A 16,554-nucleotide genomic window follows, 5' to 3' on the forward strand; every position below is an offset into this window, starting at 1 on the left:
TCCGCTATACTCAATCTCTGCGGGCGATTGGCGCAACGGTTAGCGCAGGTGCTTTACACGCACAAGGCTGGGGGTTCGAATCCCTCATCGCCCACCACTGATTTGTTAGGCTCCCAGCTATGGGGGCCTTTCTTTTTTGGGCCCATCGCAGAGGGATTCGAACCCGACAGGGTGCGGAGCTGAGGAAACGCGAAGCGTTTTCCAGCGCAGCACGCGAGGAGCGGAGCGACGAAGCGGGGCGCGGACGGCGCCAGCCGCACGCGGACATCCCTCATCGCCCGCCATTGAATTGATAGGCCCCCAGCGATGGAGGCCTTTCTTTTTTGGGCCGGTGCATGGGATTCGAACCCGCAAGAGTGCGGAGCTGAGGAAACGCGAAGCGTTTTCCAGCGCAGCACGCGAGGAGCGGAGCGACGAAGCGGGGCTCGGGCGGCGAAATGGACCCTTGGCGAATACCCGTGTGCAAAAAATGCCAAATATGAGTACTGCTACCTTTTTAGTAGCAGCGTTTTCGAAGTCATAAAAGGCAAATCCGGCATTAGAACGACGATCGATAGTCCAGTTAAGCCAATTTGCCAACTACAAAACTGGACATATGTGGCCCAACTCATCTAAAAGTGCCTAATTTATATGTTACGAAGTTAGTGCCCGTACTCATATTTGCCACTTTTTGCACACGGCCTATCCCAGCCATGGTAAATCGATAGCAAAACGGGCTCCAGACCGCTGAATCGTGCCGCATATGGCACGTCCGCAGTCCGGAACCCGGTCCAAATTAAGTTATTGCGCCGTGTTAGGCCAAAACACCCGCCAGGATCTCGATCAGGTTGTCCACGTCGGCCTCTTCGCACACGAGCGGCGGAAGGAAGCGCAGCGTATGTGCGCCTGTAGCGTTGATCACGGCACCAGCCCCCAATGCACGGGCCACGACGTCGTGTGCATCACCCGCGGCAGCATCCAAATCGCAGCCGAGCATCAGGCCGCGACCACGCACCTCTACCACATGCGGAAGCTTAGCCAGCGCCTGCTCCATATAGGCGCCAACCTTGGCAGCATGCTCGGCATAATCGCCGTGCACAAGCGCGGAGAGCGTCGCGGCACACGCCGCGATGGCCAAGCAGCTGCCACCGAAGGTCGAACCATGATCGCCGGGCTTAAAGACGTCGGCGATTTCCTTCTTTGCCACCACGGCACCCATAGGCACACCGTCGGCAATGCCCTTGGCAAGGCTCATGATGTCGGGCTCCACGCCATAGGTCTGGAACGCAAACGGCTTACCCGTACGAAAGATTCCGCACTGGACCTCGTCGGCAATAAGCACGGCACCCACCTCGTGCGCCAAGTCGCGCGCCGTAGCCATAAACTCCTCGGTCATGGGGTGCACACCGCTCTCGCCCTGAATCGGCTCGAGCATCACGGCGCAAATTTCACTGCCCAACTGCTTAAAAATTGCACGCAGTTCATCTACATCGTTGGGTGTGCAGGCCACAAAGCCACCCGGCAGCGGACGGAAACTGTCCTGTAGCCAATCCTGCATGGTGGCGGCAATGGTCTCGAGCGTACGGCCGTGGAAGCCGCCACGCATGCATACGATGGTGTTGCCGCCGTTACCAGCACGCTTGGCGTACAGACGCGCAAGCTTCATCGAGCCCTCGTTGGCTTCGGCACCAGAATTGGCAAAGAACGTCTCCCACACCTGCTCGTCCGCAGCCGGGGCACCGAGCGCAGCGGCCGTGGTCTCATCGCCGGCGACAATGGCATCGGCCAGCACGCACGCACCATCTACGTCGTCGTTGGCAAGCTTGGACAGCAGCGCCGCGACCTGTCCACGCCGCTCGATGTAGAAGTAGTTAGACACATGCAGAAGCTTTTTGGTCTGAGCCTCGAGCGCCGACAGCACTGCCGGGTTGCCGTGGCCCAGGCTGCACACGCCGATGCCGGCAAGAAAATCGAGGTATTCGCGGCCATCGTCGCCGGTGAGCTTCATGCCGCGGCCTTCGACAAACTCGACCGGAGAGCGACCGAAGGTGTGCATGACGTAGTAGGATTCGAGCGATTGTTGTGCTGCAAGTGACATGAGATACCTTTCGTTAAGCGCCAAGTAGCGCGGAGTTTGGGCGTAATGGCGTAGCAATTTTGAGCCGGCTAGACCGTTTGAAGCTTCTCGACCTCGTCGAGATTCTCGGTCAGGCGCGCCGCAAAGGTCGAAAGCGGGTGCGGGTGCGTATCGAACTCGTAGGCCGTCTCGGTAGAATGGATCACGGTGCCGACGCCGGCATCGGTCAACAGCTCAAGCAGCAGCGAATGCGGCGTGGTACCGTTAATGATATGGGCGCGGAACACGCCACCGGCAAGCGCGTCGACGGCCGCACGTAGCTTGGGAATCATGCCCTTATCGACCTCGCCACCGTAGAGCATCTCGTTAACCTCGTCGAGCGTTAGGTTAGAGATAAGCGAATCCTTATCGCTAAAGTCCTTGTACAGGCCATCGACGTCGGTCAAAAAGATCGCCTTATGCGCGTGAAGCGCTGCCGCGACGGCACCGGCGGCGGTATCGGCATTGATGTTGAAGAAACCGCCGTCCTCCCCCGCCGCGACGGTAGCGATGACGGGGATGTACTCGCTATCGAGCAAACGCTCGATATAGTCCGTGTTGACGTTCGTCACTTTGCCCACGCGACCGAGCTCGGGGTCGAGCGGCTCGGCGATGAGCGTGCCGGCATCGCTGCCCGACACGCCCACGGCCAGGTTGCCGTGGTGGTTGATAGCAGCAACCAGCTCCTGGTTAACCTTGCCGCCCAGCACCTCGCGCACGATATCCATAGTCGCCGGCGTAGTCACGCGCTGGCCGTTCTTAAACTCGACGGGAATATCGTAATGGCTCAACGCCTCGTTGATGGCCTTGCCGCCGCCATGCACGATGACGGGGCGCATGCCGATAATCTTGAGCAAAACGATGTCGCTCATCACGTCGCGGCGCAGTTGCTCATCGACCATGGCGGCTCCGCCATATTTGATAACGACCGTCTTGCCGGTCAGGTTTTTAATCCACGGCAGCGCTTCGAACAGCAGCTGCGCGGTTGCTTCGTTGGATTCGCTCGAACGACAGTCGCGTGCGAATTTCATAATCTGCCTCATCTTTCGTATCGTTATCACGCCGTGCTTCGCTGTCCGCAATGCGGCAAGATGCGCAGCGTGCCTGGAATCTAGGAACGGTAGTCGCCGTTGATGGAGATGTACTCGTGCGTGAGGTCGCAGGTCCACACGGTCGTTGCCGCGTCGCCTGCACCCAGGTCGGCCGAGATCACGATCTCGGACGCCTCAAAACGTCGCAGAGCCTCGTCCTCGTCAAAGGGAACAGTCAGACCGTCGCGGCAGACCGGCATGCCCATCATGTCGATGGAAACGTCTTCCTGATGAAACTTCACGCCGCACTTGCCGAGCGCCATGGCGACGCGGCCCCAGTTGCAGTCGTGACCGGCGATGCAGGTCTTGACGAGCGGCGAGTTGGCGACGGCACGGGCGGCGATATCGGCTTCCTCGTCGGTGGCGGCGCCGGTAACGTTAACCGTCACGAGCTTTGACGCGCCCTCGCCATCGGCCGCGATGTTGCGCGCCAGGCTCTCGCACACCTCGTGCACGGCAAAGGACAGTTCGTCAAAGGCATCAGTGCCCTCGACGATAGCCTCGGTATCAGCGGCAGCAGCGCCAGAAGCAAGCACGATGCAGGTGTCGTTGGTCGAGGTATCGGAATCGACCGTCACCTTATTAAAGGTCTGCTTAGCGATCGAGAGCAGTAGGGTGTGGAGCGCCTCCGGCTCGACGGGGGCATCGGTAGTAATGACCGCGATCATGGTAGCCATATTGGGCATGATCATGCCCGAGCCCTTGCACATGCCGCCCACCGTATAAGCGTTGCCCGCATGGCCCGCAGCCTCGCTGCGATAGCGAACGGCATACTCCTTGGAATGCGTATCGGTCGTCATGATGGCACGGGCCGCATCGGCACCGCCATGGGCAGAGAGCGCCTCGTAGGCGGACGGGACGGCTGCCTCAAACGTGTCGATCGGCAAAATCTGTCCGATCACACCCGTCGAGGCAACCAGGATCTGCTGGGGCTCGCAGCCAATAACCTGCGAGGCGATGTTGCACGTCTCGCGCGCGCAGGCTAGGCCGGTCTCGCCCGTGGCAGCGTTCGCGTTGCCGGAGTTGATTGAAACGCCGGCGATGATGCCATAGCCCTTGTCCGCACCGCCCAGGTTGGCACGGCTCACCTGCACGGGCGCCGCGCAAAAGCGGTTGGTCGTAAACACGCCGGCGCCTGGACAGGGCTTATCGGGCACGACGAGCGCATAGTCCAAGCGCTCGGGATTCTTCCGGAATCCTGCATGGATGCCTGCGGCCTTAAAGCCGGCCGCTGCCGTAACGCCACCCTCGACGGCGCGTATCTTGATATCAATCAGGTCGGTATTCATCGTCCCTACGACTCCTTATATCAGACAAAAAAGCGGGCATCGGCTGGCACGCCATACCGGTCACAACTACTAGACCAGCTTGAAAGCGGCGCCCAACTCGATACCCGACCACCAAATCGTTAACAATCGAATGTGCTACACCGGGCACGCCACTGTGGGCAAGCCTCGTCGCTCGTCAAAGCCAAAAACGATGTTGGCGCACTGGACCGCCTGGCCTGCTGCACCCTTGCACAAATTGTCGATAGCACCCGTCACCACCAGCACGCCCGCACGCTTGTTGAGCGCAAGGCCAATCTGGGCAGCGTTGGTGCCGACGACCGAAGCCGTCTTGGGCTGCTGGCCGACATCGAGCACGCGCACAAAGGTGCGACCGGCGTAGAACTTCTTGTAATGGTCGACGACGTCCTCAAGGGCCAACGTGTCGAGAGTCTGCGGCGCGAGCGGCATCGTCACCGTGGAAAGCAGGCCGCGCTTGAGCGGTGCCAAGTGCGGAGTAAAGACGACGCGATCGGTCAGGTCCAGGATCTGCTCAATCTCGGGCGTATGGCGATGTTTGCCTACGCCATAGGCCTCCAGGTTCTCGTCCGCGCTACAAAAATGGGTGCGAGCGTTGCAGGACTTACCGGCGCCCGTCACGCCACTAATGGCATCGACGATTACGGGGCCGTTCTCTGCCACCCAGCCCGCACGCACGGCAGGAGCGGCAGCGAGGCTCGTTGCGGTGGGATAGCAGCCGGCGCAAGCGACCAAAACGGGCTTTCCGGCGGCATGGCTGGAAGCAGCGGTCTCTAAGTCCTGGCAGAACAGCTCGGGCAGGCCAAAAGCGCGGGTCTTGAGCAGCTCGGGGCTCGTGTGCTCGGCGGCATACCATGCCTCAAAGACGGACGGGTCGCTCAGACGGTAATCGGCCGAAAGATCGAAGCAGGAAACGCCCGCGGCAAGGAGCGCGGGCACCTGCGCCATGGCAGCCGTGTGCGGCACGGCAAGAAAAACCGCATCGCAGCTTTTGAGCTCGGGGGCGTCATGCGTGGTGAAAACCAGATTGCTTACGCCAGCAAAGCTCGGATACACTGCGGACAGCGGCTGGCCGGCATCGGCGTTGGACGTAATGGCAACAAGTTCAAACTCGGGATGGCCGAGTACGAGGCGAATGAGCTCGGCTCCGGCATATCCAGCCGCGCCGACGATTCCAACCTTCAAAGACATATCAGACTCCTTGTCTGCGATTTATGCACCGATGCGCATTTCGCAGCGGTCATTATGAGGTGGGTTGAAACTTTAGCACCAAAAGATGCATGAATACGTAAATAGCTTGCATGTTCATGCATTGAAACATTCCCGACACATTCGCTTGAAGGAATTGACAAATAGAGCGGGCCCCGTATTGACCGGCACTCCTTACGGTGCCGGGCAACACGGGGTCCGCCCATGCGAAAACTAAGTTGTTAGGATGAGCCAGCTGGCTAGAGCTCAACCGGCACCCATTCGTCATGATTGCAGATAAATGCCTCAGGATCCTCGACGCTAAAGAAGACGAGCGCGGGGTCGTTAGGCCCCTCATAGTGCTCGCTCAAGCGCTCAAGATGCTTCCATCCGGCCTCGCGCATTTCGCTCGAAGCCCGGTCTTCCAGCCCCGCACGCCCGCGCAGGATCAACCAACCATGGCCCGGCCACCAACTCGTGACCTCAAAGCGCTGGTTTTGCAGCAGCTCCTGCCACACATCTTTGGTGCGCGCTGTCACAAACCACAGCTTGCCGTCCTGAATCTGCGCAAACGAGAACGGACGCACATGCGGCTGCCCGCCCACGCTCGTCGCCAGATACCACGCCGGCACCGACGTCAGATACTCCAGCACCGTATTCAATCCGTCCACGTTTCCTCCTGTCGCCTGACCAGTCTTTTTGGAATGGGTAGTCAATTTGGGAAATTAGAGCTCGAGGCGCTCTTCGCTGCCGTCGATATCGCAGAACCGTGCGGCGATGTTGCGGACCGAGAAGAATGCAAGGCGACCATCGTTGGCGCTATCGTGTTGCTCGCCAATGCCCACCATGTGCTTAAAGCCCGCTTGGCGCACCTTGTCGCTCACGAATGCATCGTCCTCGAGCGCGGCCTCGCCAGTTAACACGATCCAGCACTCCCCCGGCTTCCAGCCCGATACCTCAAACTTGGGATTCGCGCTCAACTCCGCCCACACGTCCTTGTCGCGCGACGTGCAAAACCACAGCTTGCCATCATCGACCATGGCAAACGAAAACGGCCTCACGCGGGGCTGATGCCCGTCGCTCGCATCGGTCGTGGCAAGATACCACGCCGGAATGCGCCTGAGATACGAGCAGGCGCGCTCGAGCTGAGCCGTGCGATCGGTGTCGGTCATAGAGACCCCTTTCTTGCGCTCGAATCGAGCTTAGACGAGTTGAAGATTGATAACGACAACGCATGTCACCAGCAGCGCCATCGCCAGCGCTGCCAGTACATCCCCCCGGCCAAACGCAAGCGCATGCAGACGCGTGCGTCCCTGCTCGCCGTGATAACAGCGCGCATCCATGGCGGCCGAAAGCGTCTCGGCATGACGGAACACGCCGGTGAACAGCGGAATCGCCACACTGCCGAGCATGCGCACACCGCCGAGCGGACCGCCCGTCACGCGCGCGCCGCGACTTGCCTGTGCATCGGCCGTCTGTTTCATCTCGGTGGCAAATTGCGGCATAAACCGCAGCGCGATACCCATAATCATGCCGAGCTCGTGCGCCGGAAGCCCCACGCGCGCAAATGGTGCGAGCAGACGTTCAAAGCCCGCGGTGAGGTCGAGCGTCGGCGTGGTGAGTGTAACGGCGCTCATGCCGGCCATCATCAACGTCAGGCGGCACGCCACAAACGCCGCAGAACGCAGCGAGCCCTCGCTCACCTGCAAAAAGCCAAGCTGCCACAGGATGCGGCCACTCTGGTCGGAAAACAGGTTGAGCACCGCGACCACCACGACAATCGCCAGCAATGGTGCCATCGATGATAGGACCCGGCGCAACGGCACCCGGGCTGCGAGATAGACCAGCACGACAAAAAATGCGACCGGAACCAGCCCGCAAAAGCTTCCGACGGTGAGCACGGTGACCAGAAATGCAAAACCTAGGAGCAACTTAGTACGCGGATCCAGGCGATGCACCGCGCTATCCCCGGGATAGTAGCTGCCAAATGAGAACGCCTCCATTAGCAGCCCTCCTCTCGCGTGGGCGCCTTGGAACCAGCCTGACACGGAACCCTCAAAGGCACGTCCGCGCAGCCCAGCAGCAAGCCGGCCAACTCGTCGGCTAGCGCCTCAACCGTATAAAGCTTGTCGCAGCGGAGCGGCACACCGGCTTGTGCAAGCGCCAGCGCCATGCGCTGGGCGGCAGGAACGCCCAGGCCGATCGATTTGAGCTCGTCCGCGTGCGCAAACACCTGCGCGGGCGTTCCCTCGGCAAACACGGCGCCCTCGTTCATCACAACGATACGGTCACAACAATTTGCCAGGTCATCCATGCTATGCGAAACCATGACAACAGTCAGGCCCTCGCGATGGAGTCGATCGATGAGCCCCAGGAAATCCCCGCGCGCAGCCGGATCGAGCCCCGCCATGGGCTCGTCGAGCACCAGCACCTCGGGCTCCATGGCGAGCACGCCGGCAAACGCCACGCGGCGCTGCTGGCCGCCCGAAAGCTCAAAGGGGTTCTTGTCGCCTATCGCGGCAAGGTCGAGGCCCACGCGCGCAAGCGATGATGCGACACGGCGTGCAACCTCGTCTTCTGGCAGGCCAAGGTTGCGCGGGCCAAACGCCACGTCCTGCGCCACGGTCTCGGCAAATAGCTGGCGCTCGGGATACTGAAACACCACGCCGACCTTGGCCTTAACCGCAGCGGCGTCTTTCTTGCTTGATAGGTCGAGCCCCAGCGCGCAAACGCTTCCCTCCTGCGGACGAATCAACCCGTTGAGATGCTGAACCAGCGTCGATTTACCCGAGCCGGTATGACCCGCCAATCCCAGAAACTCGCCGCGGCGCACCGTCAGCGAAACATCACGTAGCGCCCAGGGGCTGTTTGGATCGTTGCCCCAAAGAGCCTGTTTGCTCGATGCGTCCGCAGTGGTCGAGCGCTTGCGCCATCGACGGCGCTCGCGGGCGCTCAGCGAGTAACTATGCGAGAGGTGCGAAATCTCGATAACGGGCTCCGATGCGGCCGCCTCGTTAGTCGCGAAGAATGCATTGTCGAGCATACGAGAATCGGATGCAGAAGGCTGCACTGCGACGTCCGCCCCGCCCCGCTCGGCGTAAACCCGCGCAATCTCGGCGACCATATCTGCCTCGCGCACCTGCGCGCAAACGGGCACGCCCTTCTCACGAAGTGCCCTACCTAGGCAGCACGACGCCGGCATATCCAGGTTGAGCTGCGCAAGTTCGTCCGCCCGCGTCAAGATTTCCTCGGGCGTACCGATCATGGCAACGCGGCCCGCTTGGAAGACAGCAACGCGATCGGCCTCGGCGGCCTCTTCCATAAAGTGCGTAATCATCACGATGGTCATGCCGCGATCATGCAACGCACGGCAAGCCTTCATGAGGCCCTTGCGTCCACGCGGATCGAGCATCGAGGAAGCCTCGTCCAATATGAGCACGCGCGGTTCCATGGCGAGCACGCCGGCAAGCGCCACGCGCTGCTTTTGGCCGCCCGAAAGCGCGTGGGTCTCGTGGCGCTCAAAGCCCACCAGGCCCACGCCCTTCAGTGCCTCGCGTACGCGCTGCGCAATTTGCGCCGATGGCACGCCAAGGTTTTCAGGACCAAACGCAACGTCATCTTCGACAAGCGTTGCTACCAGCTGATCATCGGGATTCTGGAATACCATGCCCGCGGTCGAACGAATGTCGTAGACCAGCTCGGGGTCGGACGCATCCATGCCGTTGACGCGTACCGTGCCCGCATCGGGCTGCAACAGTGCATTCAGATGCTTGGTAAACGTCGACTTGCCCGACCCATTGCCACCGAGGATGCAGAAAAACTCGCCATCCTCGATGTTCAGATCGACGCCGTCGAGTGCCGGTGCGGCACCGTCATAGCTAAAGGAAACGCCCCGACACTCAATCATGCGCGGCCTTTGACCTGGTCCTTTTTAGGCGTGATGAGGTTGGAGACCGCTTTGTACACTGCAAGCGTCAACACCGAGTTAAGCACGGTCTTGATAAGGTTGAACGGCAGCACGGCAGGAATCATGAGCGGGGCGATCACATCGACCGAGCCATACCAGAACCATACGCCAATGGTAAGGTTTGCGACCATAGACAACGCCGTAGCAGCAATAACGCCGAGCACCAGGCCAATCACGGCACCCTTATAGGTATGCATCTTCTGGTAGACGATAGCCGCGGGCAGAATGTAGCCCAGCGTGGCAACCAGGTTCATAAGCGCGCCGACCCAGTCACCCGTGGTGAGTGCATGGATAACGATCGCCATGGCGGCAACGGCGGTACCGGCACCGGGGCCATATGCAAACCCACACACCATCGCCGGCACCAGCGACGGATCATAGGTCAAAAACGGCGCCGAAGGAAGAATGGGCAGCTGCACATACATAAACAGGGCGCCCAAGGCGCACATCAACGCCATGGTAACGAGCTGTTTGGTGCTCCACCTATTCGTGTTCTCAAAATGGATATGCTGCGACTGTTCAGACATAAGATCACCTGCCTCTTTCATCCGGACTCTAACCGTTGGTACTGGGGTCTCACCAGTTCAGCCGGCATGCGAACCAACACACGCACGGGTCGCGGACTCATCGGCTCGGTCGCAGACGCCTCGTCTGCGCCACGGCACCCCTTTGGCACCGCCCGATTTACCGCCAGTGGGGAATTCCACCCCGCCCTGAAACAGCAATTGCAAGTGTAGCACCAGCAGGCTTTTGCGCAAGTATGCCAAGGGTAATTTATGGCGGGGACCAGTTGCCGCAACTACCACGTTCCCCATCCATCCCAAAGTAGCGCGCCTTTCGCGGCAAAGCCGCGAAACAGCGACCGGGACACGTATCCCCATCAGCCACGATCTCCGCCCACGCCGACCTCAAGGCCGTAAACGCAGGGAATCCGGGGGCGTGACGGGGCTTCTCTCCGGAATATTCCGCAGGACGCAAAGAGGCTCCGCAGCGCGAAGCGCGATGCGGAGCCTCTTTGCATGTCCGAGGACGTTCCGGAGAGAAGCCCCGTCACGCCCCCGGATTCCCGGTGGGAGTTCTAGACCTTGTCGGCCTTAGTACATACCGCCACCCTGCTGACCAGCGGTAGCAGCAGCGATAGCGTCCTCAAGCTGAGTGTTCTTGGGCACATCGGAGACGGTGGCCTCGGTGATGAGGATCAGGCTGGCGACAGAAGCAGCGTTCTGCAGGGTGACGCGGCTTACCTTGACGGGGTCGAGGACGCCCATCTCGATCATGTCGCCCCACTCGCCGTTGGCAGAGTTGAGACCCTGGCCGGCGGGCAGCTCGGCAACCTTGTCGACCACGACAGCGCCCTCAAAGCCAGCGTTCTTGGCGATGGTAGCGACCGGAGCGGTCAGAGCCTTCTTGACGATGTCGACGCCGATCTTCTCCTCGGGGTCGTCGATCTCGACAGCATCGAGCGCAGGAACAGCGTCCATGAAGGCGACGCCGCCGCCAGCGACAATGCCCTCCTCGACAGCAGCGCGGGTAGCCTGCAGGGCGTCCTCGACGCGATGCTTGATCTCCTTGAGCTCGGACTCGGTAGCAGCGCCGACCTTGATGACGGCAACGCCACCGGAGAGCTTGGCCAGGCGCTCCTGGAGCTTCTCGCGGTCGAAGTCAGAGGTGGTGTTCTCCATCTCGCCCTTGATCTGAGCGATGCGGGCGTCGATGGCCTCCTTGGAACCAGCGCCGCCAACGACGACGGTGTTGTCCTTGGAGATGGTGACGGACTTAGCGGTACCGAGCATATCGGCGGTGATGTCAGCGACCTTCACGCCCAGCTCGTCCAGAGCGGCCTGGCCACCGGTAAGGACGGCGATGTCCTCGAGGATGCGCTTGCGGCGATCGCCGTAGCCCGGAGCCTTGACGGCGCAGACGTTGAGAGCGCCACGGATCTTGTTGAGGACGAGGGTGGGCAGGGCCTCGCCGTCGATGTCCTCAGCGATGATGAGCAGGCCACGGCCGGCGCGCTGGACAGCCTCGAGAACAGGCATGATGTCCTGAACGCTGGAGATCTTCTGGTCGGTGATGAGGATGTACGGATCCTTCATCACGGCCTCCATGCGGTCGTTATCCGTGACGAAGTAAGCGGAGACATAGCCCTTGTCGAACTGCATGCCCTCGACGGTGTCGATGGTGATGTCGAACGTCTGGGAATCCTCGACGGTGATGACGCCGTCCTTGCCCACGACCTCCATGGCCTCGGCGATCTTCTCGCCGACCTCGGGGTCACCGGCGGAGATGGTACCGACGGAAGCAATCTGCTCCTTGGTCTCGACCGGCTTGGCCTGCTTCTTCATCTCGGCGACGGCGGCGTTGACGGCCTTGTCGATGCCGCGACGGATGGCCAGCGGGTTGGCGCCAGCGGCGACGTTGCGCAGACCGTCGTTGACGATGGCCTGAGCGAGCAGGGTTGCGGTGGTGGTGCCGTCACCCACGGTGTCGTTGGTCTTGGTGGCGACCTCCTTCACCAGCTGGGCGCCCATGTTCTCGATGTTGTCCTCGAGCTCGATCTCCTTAGCGACGGAAACGCCGTCGTTGGTGATGGTCGGGGCACCGAACGTGCGCTGCAGCGCAACGTAGCGGCCCTTGGGGCCCATGGTGACGGTAACGGCGTCGGCCAGGGTGTTGACGCCCTTGGCGAGCTTAGCGCGGGCATCGGTGTTGAACGTAATGTTCTTTGCCATAGTGGGTAATCCTCCAAAAGAAATGTGACTCGCGTCGCCGCTTCCGAGTCCTATGCGACGAGCGCGTTCAAAGACGAATCAGAGATTCTGACGAGACTAGGCCTCGACGACAGCGTAGATGTCATCGGCGCGCATGAGCAGATACTTCTCGCCGTCGACCTTAACCTCGTTGCCACCGAACTTACCGTAGATGACAACGTCACCGACCTTGACGTCCATGGGAATGCGCTCACCCTTGTCGTTGACCTTGCCGGCACCAACGGCAACAATGGTGCCGCGCTGCGGCTTCTCCTGAGCGTTGCTGGCGATATACAGACCAGAAGCGGTCTTCTGCTCGGCCTCGTCGGGCTTGACCAGAACACGATCTGCAAGCGGCTTCAAAGACGACATGCTTGTCTCCTCCTTTTTGGGCCGCGCGGTTATACCACGCGAATTAACCCTTTTTGTTTGCGTACGCGTTGAATGGTACCCACGAATGGCGGGTTATACAACACGGAGTCAAAAAATCTTATTTTTTGGCACTTAGATTTTCTGAATGCCGGGGGATAACTTAGCGGTGGCTCCCGGGGCGGACCGGAGGGCATGAAGTTTACTGCTCTACAGTCCTGCGCAAGACGGAAAGCACATTAAGTGCTTTCCTTTGCGTGCGGAACTCGCGACAAACTTCATGCCCTCCGGTCCGCCCTGGGAGCCAGGTTGACTAACTAGGGCCCGGCATTCAGAAAAGTCAGTGCAGCAAAATGGCGATGCGGATGGTGCGAATAAGAAAGGGGCACGTTGCTGAAACGTGCCCCCTATGAGTGAGGTATGAGGCTAGCGCTCGTAGATTACGTTACCTGCCAGGTAGGTGACCTGGACCTTGGTGGCTTGGAGCTCTTGGGGGTCGATGGTGAGCGGGTTTTGGTCCAGGACTACCAGGTCGGCGTACTTGCCAGGCTCCAAGCTGCCGAGGTTTTGCTCGTCGCCCGCTGCATAGGCGCTGCCCAGGGTGTAGTTGCGCAGAGCCGTTGCTGCATCGATGCGCTCGCTCGGCAACCAGCCGCCCTCGGGCCAGTGGCTTTTGGGGTCCTGGCGCGTGATAGCCGTGTAGAGCACGTTCATGCTGGTAACGGGCGTGATAGGGCTGTCGGTACCGAAGGCTTGGCGAATGCCGCGCTGCTTATAGGTTGCGAACGGCCACATGATGCGGCTGCGCTCCAGGCCCAGATCGCGCTCCGGTCCACCCGGATCGAGCGTAATATGGCAGGGCTGGCTCGAGGCGACCACGTTGAGCTTGCGCAGGCGGTCGATGTCCTCGGGCAGAAGGTTCTCTAGGTGCTCGAGCGTGTTATGGCCGTGCTGGGGCAGGCCGTACAGGTCGGCCGCTTCCTCGAAGATATCCAGCGCGGCATGAATCGCACCGTCACCAATAACGTGGATGCGTACGGTATGACCGCGCTCCGCGGCCGCCAGAACCAGTTTGCGCATGCGCTCAGCCGGGACCGTCAGACGGCCCCGGTCGCCCGGGAAGCGCGGATTGGTATAGGGCTCGGTGAGATATGCCGTGTGTTCGCTCGACACGCCATCGAAGAACTGCTTAAAACCTGGCGCCGAAAGCAGCGCGTTGTTCGCGTAACGTACCTGGAGCTCTTCTAGACGCGACTGGTCATCCAGCAGCGTGGGGAACAGATGGGCACGAATGCCCAGCTTGCCGGTCGTCTGCAGCTTGTCGTAGACATCGTCGCGGATAAAATCACAGCCCAGCATGGGCATGAGCGACATATCGCAGATCGAGGTGATGCCCTGCTCGGCCATGCGCCTCATTTGATCGGCGTAAGCGCTTGCGATGCGATCTTCGCCCAGCCACTCAAGACAGCGCGGCAACAGCTGCATGGCAGCCGCTTCGTGAGCAATGCCCGTGAGCTCGCCGTTTGCGTCCTTGTCGTAGCTGCCGCCCGCCGGCGGCTCGCTGTCGCGCGTGACGCCGAGCGCCTCGAGTGCGCGGCTGTTGAGCCACAGCGTGTGGCCGTCGCCCGAATACATAACGCAGGGACGATCGGGGAATGCCGCATCGAGCGACGCCTTGGTAGGATGCTCGGGCGGGTCCCAACGGTAGTCGCGCCAGCCCTGCGTCACAACCCAAGCGTCGTCGGGCAGGTCCTGGGAAAACTCGAGCGCGTGCTGTACCAGCGCCGCCTCGGACGTGCCCATATCCATGAGCATGTACGGCGAGGAACCGACCGAGGTATGGAAGAAGTGCAGATGAGCGTCATGGAAACCGGGGCAGACAAACTGCTCGCCGTAGTCGAGAACCGGCGTGGCGGCGGGAGCGGCGGCGATCACGTCATCGGGCTTGCCGACTGCGACGATACGGTCACCTGCGATGGCAATCGCCAGCTCACGAGCAGTATCGATGCCGTCTTGCGCGGTAAAGACGTTCTTGGAGCGGATAATCCGATCGATATGTTGCATGGGCATCCCCATCTCTGGCAGGAAATTCAACACCCCCGAGTGTACTCCCCCGTCTCGGTTACAAAATGCCAAGCGGCAAACGGCAGCTTTGCCAGCCCTAGCGGCAGGTGGCATACTGGAGAGAGCCTGTACGATTTTGCGATCAACCCAGCAAGGAGCAAATCGATCATGACGAAGACCAAGGCACAGCAGATTATGGCGGCGACCGAGGCTCGCGCGGCAGACGACGTCACCGCGGCCATCCGAGATATCGCCGCCGAGTTTGAGCCCTATATCATCAAGCAGCGCCGGCACTTCCATAAGCATCCGGAGCTGAGCCTCGCCGAAGAGCGCACAACCTCCGACATCGCCAACCAGCTCGACGCCATGAATATCCCCTATGAGCGCCCCCTTAAGACGGGCCTGGTGGCGACCCTCCGCGGCACCGCACCCGACGCCTACCGCGAGGACGGCACGCCGCGCCGCCGCATCCTGCTGCGCGCGGATATTGACGCCCTGCCCGTCACCGAGCAGACCGGCGAGGAATTCGCCAGCGTCAACGAGGGCTGCATGCACGCCTGCGGCCACGACTGCCACATCGCCATGATGCTCGGCACGCTGCAGATCCTGCGCCATATGACCGACGACATCCACGGCGAGGTCCGCATCGTCTTCCAGCCCAGTGAGGAAAACGGCCAGGGCGCCAAACTCATGATCGGCACGGGCGTGCTCGACGGCGTCGATGGCGCTTACGCCGCGCACATCTGGAGCGAGGTCGACGCCGGCACCGTAAGCTGCGAGCCCGGCCCGCGCATGGCCAATACCGACTGGTTCCGCATCGATGTCCGCGGCACCTCGTGCCACGGCGCCATGCCCCAGCGCGGCCACGACGCCGTCATGGTTGCCGCCGAGATCGTCAATGCCCTGCAGACCATCGTCTCGCGCGAAATCAGCCCCTACGAGCCGGCCGTCATCACCGTCGGCGAGCTGCATGGCGGCACCGCGCGCAACGTTATCGCCGGCACGGCCTACCTCGCCGGCACGGTGCGCACCTACGGCGATTCGACCCACGAGGAAATGCCGGAGCTTATGCGCCGCATCGTGGAGCATACTGCGGCCGCCTTGGGCGCCGAGGCAGAGCTCACCGACTACACCATCGCCAACTACAAGGTCGAAAACGACGCGGGCTCGAGCGAGCGCTGCCGTCAGGCTGTAATTAAGTGTCTGGGCCCCGCCGGCCAAGGCCATTATCGTGGCACGCTTTCGGGCGAGGATTTTTCGGAGTACCTGCGCCGCGTACCGGGCGTGCTCGCCTTTGTAGGTACGCGCAACCCCAAGATTGGCGCCACGTACGCCCAACATTCCTGCTTTTACAAGATCGACGAGAGCGTGCTGGCCAAGGGCTCCATGGTGGCAGCCCAGTATGCTATCGACTTTTTGGCCGAGCCCACGCAAGAGGAGCTCGACGGCCCCGCGATTACCGCGGTCGCCGAAACCAACCCCGACTTGGCCGCCAAGCTGCGCTCTGCCAAGGCCACGGCCGCTGAGGCGCGCGACGCCATGCACGATGCTCGCACCGCCCGCCATGCTGCAATCAAGGGCATCCACGATGCGCGGGCTGCCGCTCGCCACGAGGAAAAGCGCGACGAGTAGCCGTCACGCCCATCCATAACAGCCTGGCTAAAGCAAAGCGGGGGCGGACGTTATCTCAACGTTCGCCCCCGCTTATGTGTCGACCGTTTTTCTA

General features: G+C 61.2%; 13 protein-coding genes, 1 tRNA gene and 1 riboswitch. Of the genes, 2 read left to right on the forward strand and 12 right to left on the reverse strand.

Going from position 1 to position 16,554, the window contains the following annotated elements; translation table 11 throughout:
- The first annotated feature begins 21 nt into the window (after nucleotides 1-21).
- Nucleotides 22-97 (forward strand) — tRNA-Val (locus OGM60_08080).
- A 696-nt stretch (nucleotides 98-793) separates the two neighbouring features.
- On the opposite strand, the gene OGM60_08085 is transcribed toward OGM60_08080, so the two are convergent.
- The 12 genes from OGM60_08085 to OGM60_08140 all read right to left on the reverse strand — a co-directional run bounded on the left by OGM60_08085 (nucleotide 794) and on the right by OGM60_08140 (nucleotide 14,834).
- The gene (locus tag OGM60_08085) at nucleotides 794-2,077 is read right to left on the reverse strand and encodes an aminotransferase class III-fold pyridoxal phosphate-dependent enzyme (GenBank protein UYI98838.1); all 1,284 of its coding nucleotides are present in this window, start codon (nucleotides 2,075-2,077) and stop codon (nucleotides 794-796) included.
- Nucleotides 2,078-2,145: 68 nt separating this feature from the next.
- A complete protein-coding gene (gene argB / locus OGM60_08090) occupies nucleotides 2,146-3,138 on the reverse strand; it encodes an acetylglutamate kinase (protein ID UYI98839.1) in 993 nt (330 codons plus the stop codon).
- Between the two features lie 68 nt (nucleotides 3,139-3,206).
- Nucleotides 3,207-4,475, reverse strand: coding sequence for a bifunctional glutamate N-acetyltransferase/amino-acid acetyltransferase ArgJ (gene argJ, locus OGM60_08095; protein ID UYI98840.1), 1,269 nt, complete (start codon nucleotides 4,473-4,475; stop codon nucleotides 3,207-3,209).
- 135 nt (nucleotides 4,476-4,610) lie between these two features.
- Nucleotides 4,611-5,681, reverse strand: coding sequence for an N-acetyl-gamma-glutamyl-phosphate reductase (gene argC, locus OGM60_08100; protein UYI98841.1), 1,071 nt, complete (start codon nucleotides 5,679-5,681; stop codon nucleotides 4,611-4,613).
- 257 nt (nucleotides 5,682-5,938) lie between these two features.
- Nucleotides 5,939-6,349 carry a pyridoxamine 5'-phosphate oxidase family protein gene (locus tag OGM60_08105; protein UYI98842.1) on the reverse strand — a complete coding sequence of 137 codons (411 nt, stop codon included), beginning with the start codon at nucleotides 6,347-6,349 and terminating at the stop codon, nucleotides 5,939-5,941.
- A 54-nt stretch (nucleotides 6,350-6,403) separates the two neighbouring features.
- A complete protein-coding gene (locus OGM60_08110) occupies nucleotides 6,404-6,850 on the reverse strand; it encodes a pyridoxamine 5'-phosphate oxidase family protein (protein ID UYI98843.1) in 447 nt (148 codons plus the stop codon).
- A gap of 30 nt (nucleotides 6,851-6,880) precedes the next feature.
- Nucleotides 6,881-7,681: an energy-coupling factor transporter transmembrane protein EcfT gene (locus OGM60_08115; protein UYI98844.1), complete on the reverse strand. Its 801-nt coding sequence runs from the start codon at nucleotides 7,679-7,681 to the stop codon at nucleotides 6,881-6,883.
- Nucleotides 7,681-9,585: an energy-coupling factor transporter ATPase gene (locus OGM60_08120; protein UYI98845.1), complete on the reverse strand. Its 1,905-nt coding sequence runs from the start codon at nucleotides 9,583-9,585 to the stop codon at nucleotides 7,681-7,683. Before OGM60_08120 ends, OGM60_08115 begins: the two co-directional genes overlap by 1 nt.
- A complete protein-coding gene (locus OGM60_08125; protein ID UYI98846.1) occupies nucleotides 9,582-10,172 on the reverse strand; it encodes an ECF transporter S component in 591 nt (196 codons plus the stop codon). Before OGM60_08125 ends, OGM60_08120 begins: the two co-directional genes overlap by 4 nt.
- 5 nt (nucleotides 10,173-10,177) lie before the next feature.
- Nucleotides 10,178-10,370, reverse strand: a riboswitch (FMN riboswitch).
- Between the two features lie 369 nt (nucleotides 10,371-10,739).
- Complete coding sequence (groL, locus tag OGM60_08130; GenBank protein ID UYI98847.1) at nucleotides 10,740-12,377, reverse strand: chaperonin GroEL; 1,638 nt, start codon at nucleotides 12,375-12,377, stop codon at nucleotides 10,740-10,742.
- A 96-nt stretch (nucleotides 12,378-12,473) separates the two neighbouring features.
- Nucleotides 12,474-12,767 (reverse strand): co-chaperone GroES, encoded by a 294-nt coding sequence (gene groES, locus OGM60_08135; protein ID UYI98848.1) that lies wholly within the window; start codon nucleotides 12,765-12,767, stop codon nucleotides 12,474-12,476.
- 423 nt (nucleotides 12,768-13,190) lie between these two features.
- On the reverse strand, nucleotides 13,191-14,834 hold the full coding sequence (locus OGM60_08140) for an amidohydrolase (protein ID UYI98849.1): 1,644 nt from the start codon (nucleotides 14,832-14,834) through the stop codon (nucleotides 13,191-13,193).
- Between the two features lie 162 nt (nucleotides 14,835-14,996).
- Between OGM60_08140 and OGM60_08145 the strand changes: the two genes are divergently transcribed.
- A complete protein-coding gene (locus tag OGM60_08145) occupies nucleotides 14,997-16,460 on the forward strand; it encodes a M20 family metallopeptidase (GenBank protein ID UYI98850.1) in 1,464 nt (487 codons plus the stop codon).
- The last annotated feature ends 94 nt before the right edge of the window (nucleotides 16,461-16,554 follow it).

This window comes from Coriobacteriaceae bacterium (assembly GCA_025757745.1).
GTDB lineage: Bacteria > Actinomycetota > Coriobacteriia > Coriobacteriales > Coriobacteriaceae > Collinsella.

What these genes read in the sequence shown, in the direction of transcription:
- OGM60_08085 (UYI98838.1), bottom strand. Translation starts at nt 2,077, where the DNA reads ATGTCACTTGCAGCACAACAATCGCTCGAATCCTACTACGTCATGCAC.
- argB (UYI98839.1), bottom strand. Translation starts at nt 3,138, where the DNA reads ATGAGGCAGATTATGAAATTCGCACGCGACTGTCGTTCGAGCGAATCC.
- argJ (UYI98840.1), bottom strand. Translation starts at nt 4,475, where the DNA reads ATGAATACCGACCTGATTGATATCAAGATACGCGCCGTCGAGGGTGGC.
- argC (UYI98841.1), bottom strand. Translation starts at nt 5,681, where the DNA reads ATGTCTTTGAAGGTTGGAATCGTCGGCGCGGCTGGATATGCCGGAGCC.
- OGM60_08110 (UYI98843.1), bottom strand. Translation starts at nt 6,850, where the DNA reads ATGACCGACACCGATCGCACGGCTCAGCTCGAGCGCGCCTGCTCGTAT.
- OGM60_08115 (UYI98844.1), bottom strand. Translation starts at nt 7,681, where the DNA reads ATGGAGGCGTTCTCATTTGGCAGCTACTATCCCGGGGATAGCGCGGTG.
- OGM60_08120 (UYI98845.1), bottom strand. Translation starts at nt 9,585, where the DNA reads ATGATTGAGTGTCGGGGCGTTTCCTTTAGCTATGACGGTGCCGCACCG.
- OGM60_08125 (UYI98846.1), bottom strand. Translation starts at nt 10,172, where the DNA reads ATGTCTGAACAGTCGCAGCATATCCATTTTGAGAACACGAATAGGTGG.
- groL (UYI98847.1), bottom strand. Translation starts at nt 12,377, where the DNA reads ATGGCAAAGAACATTACGTTCAACACCGATGCCCGCGCTAAGCTCGCC.
- groES (UYI98848.1), bottom strand. Translation starts at nt 12,767, where the DNA reads ATGTCGTCTTTGAAGCCGCTTGCAGATCGTGTTCTGGTCAAGCCCGAC.
- OGM60_08140 (UYI98849.1), bottom strand. Translation starts at nt 14,834, where the DNA reads ATGCCCATGCAACATATCGATCGGATTATCCGCTCCAAGAACGTCTTT.
- OGM60_08145 (UYI98850.1), top strand. Translation starts at nt 14,997, where the DNA reads ATGACGAAGACCAAGGCACAGCAGATTATGGCGGCGACCGAGGCTCGC.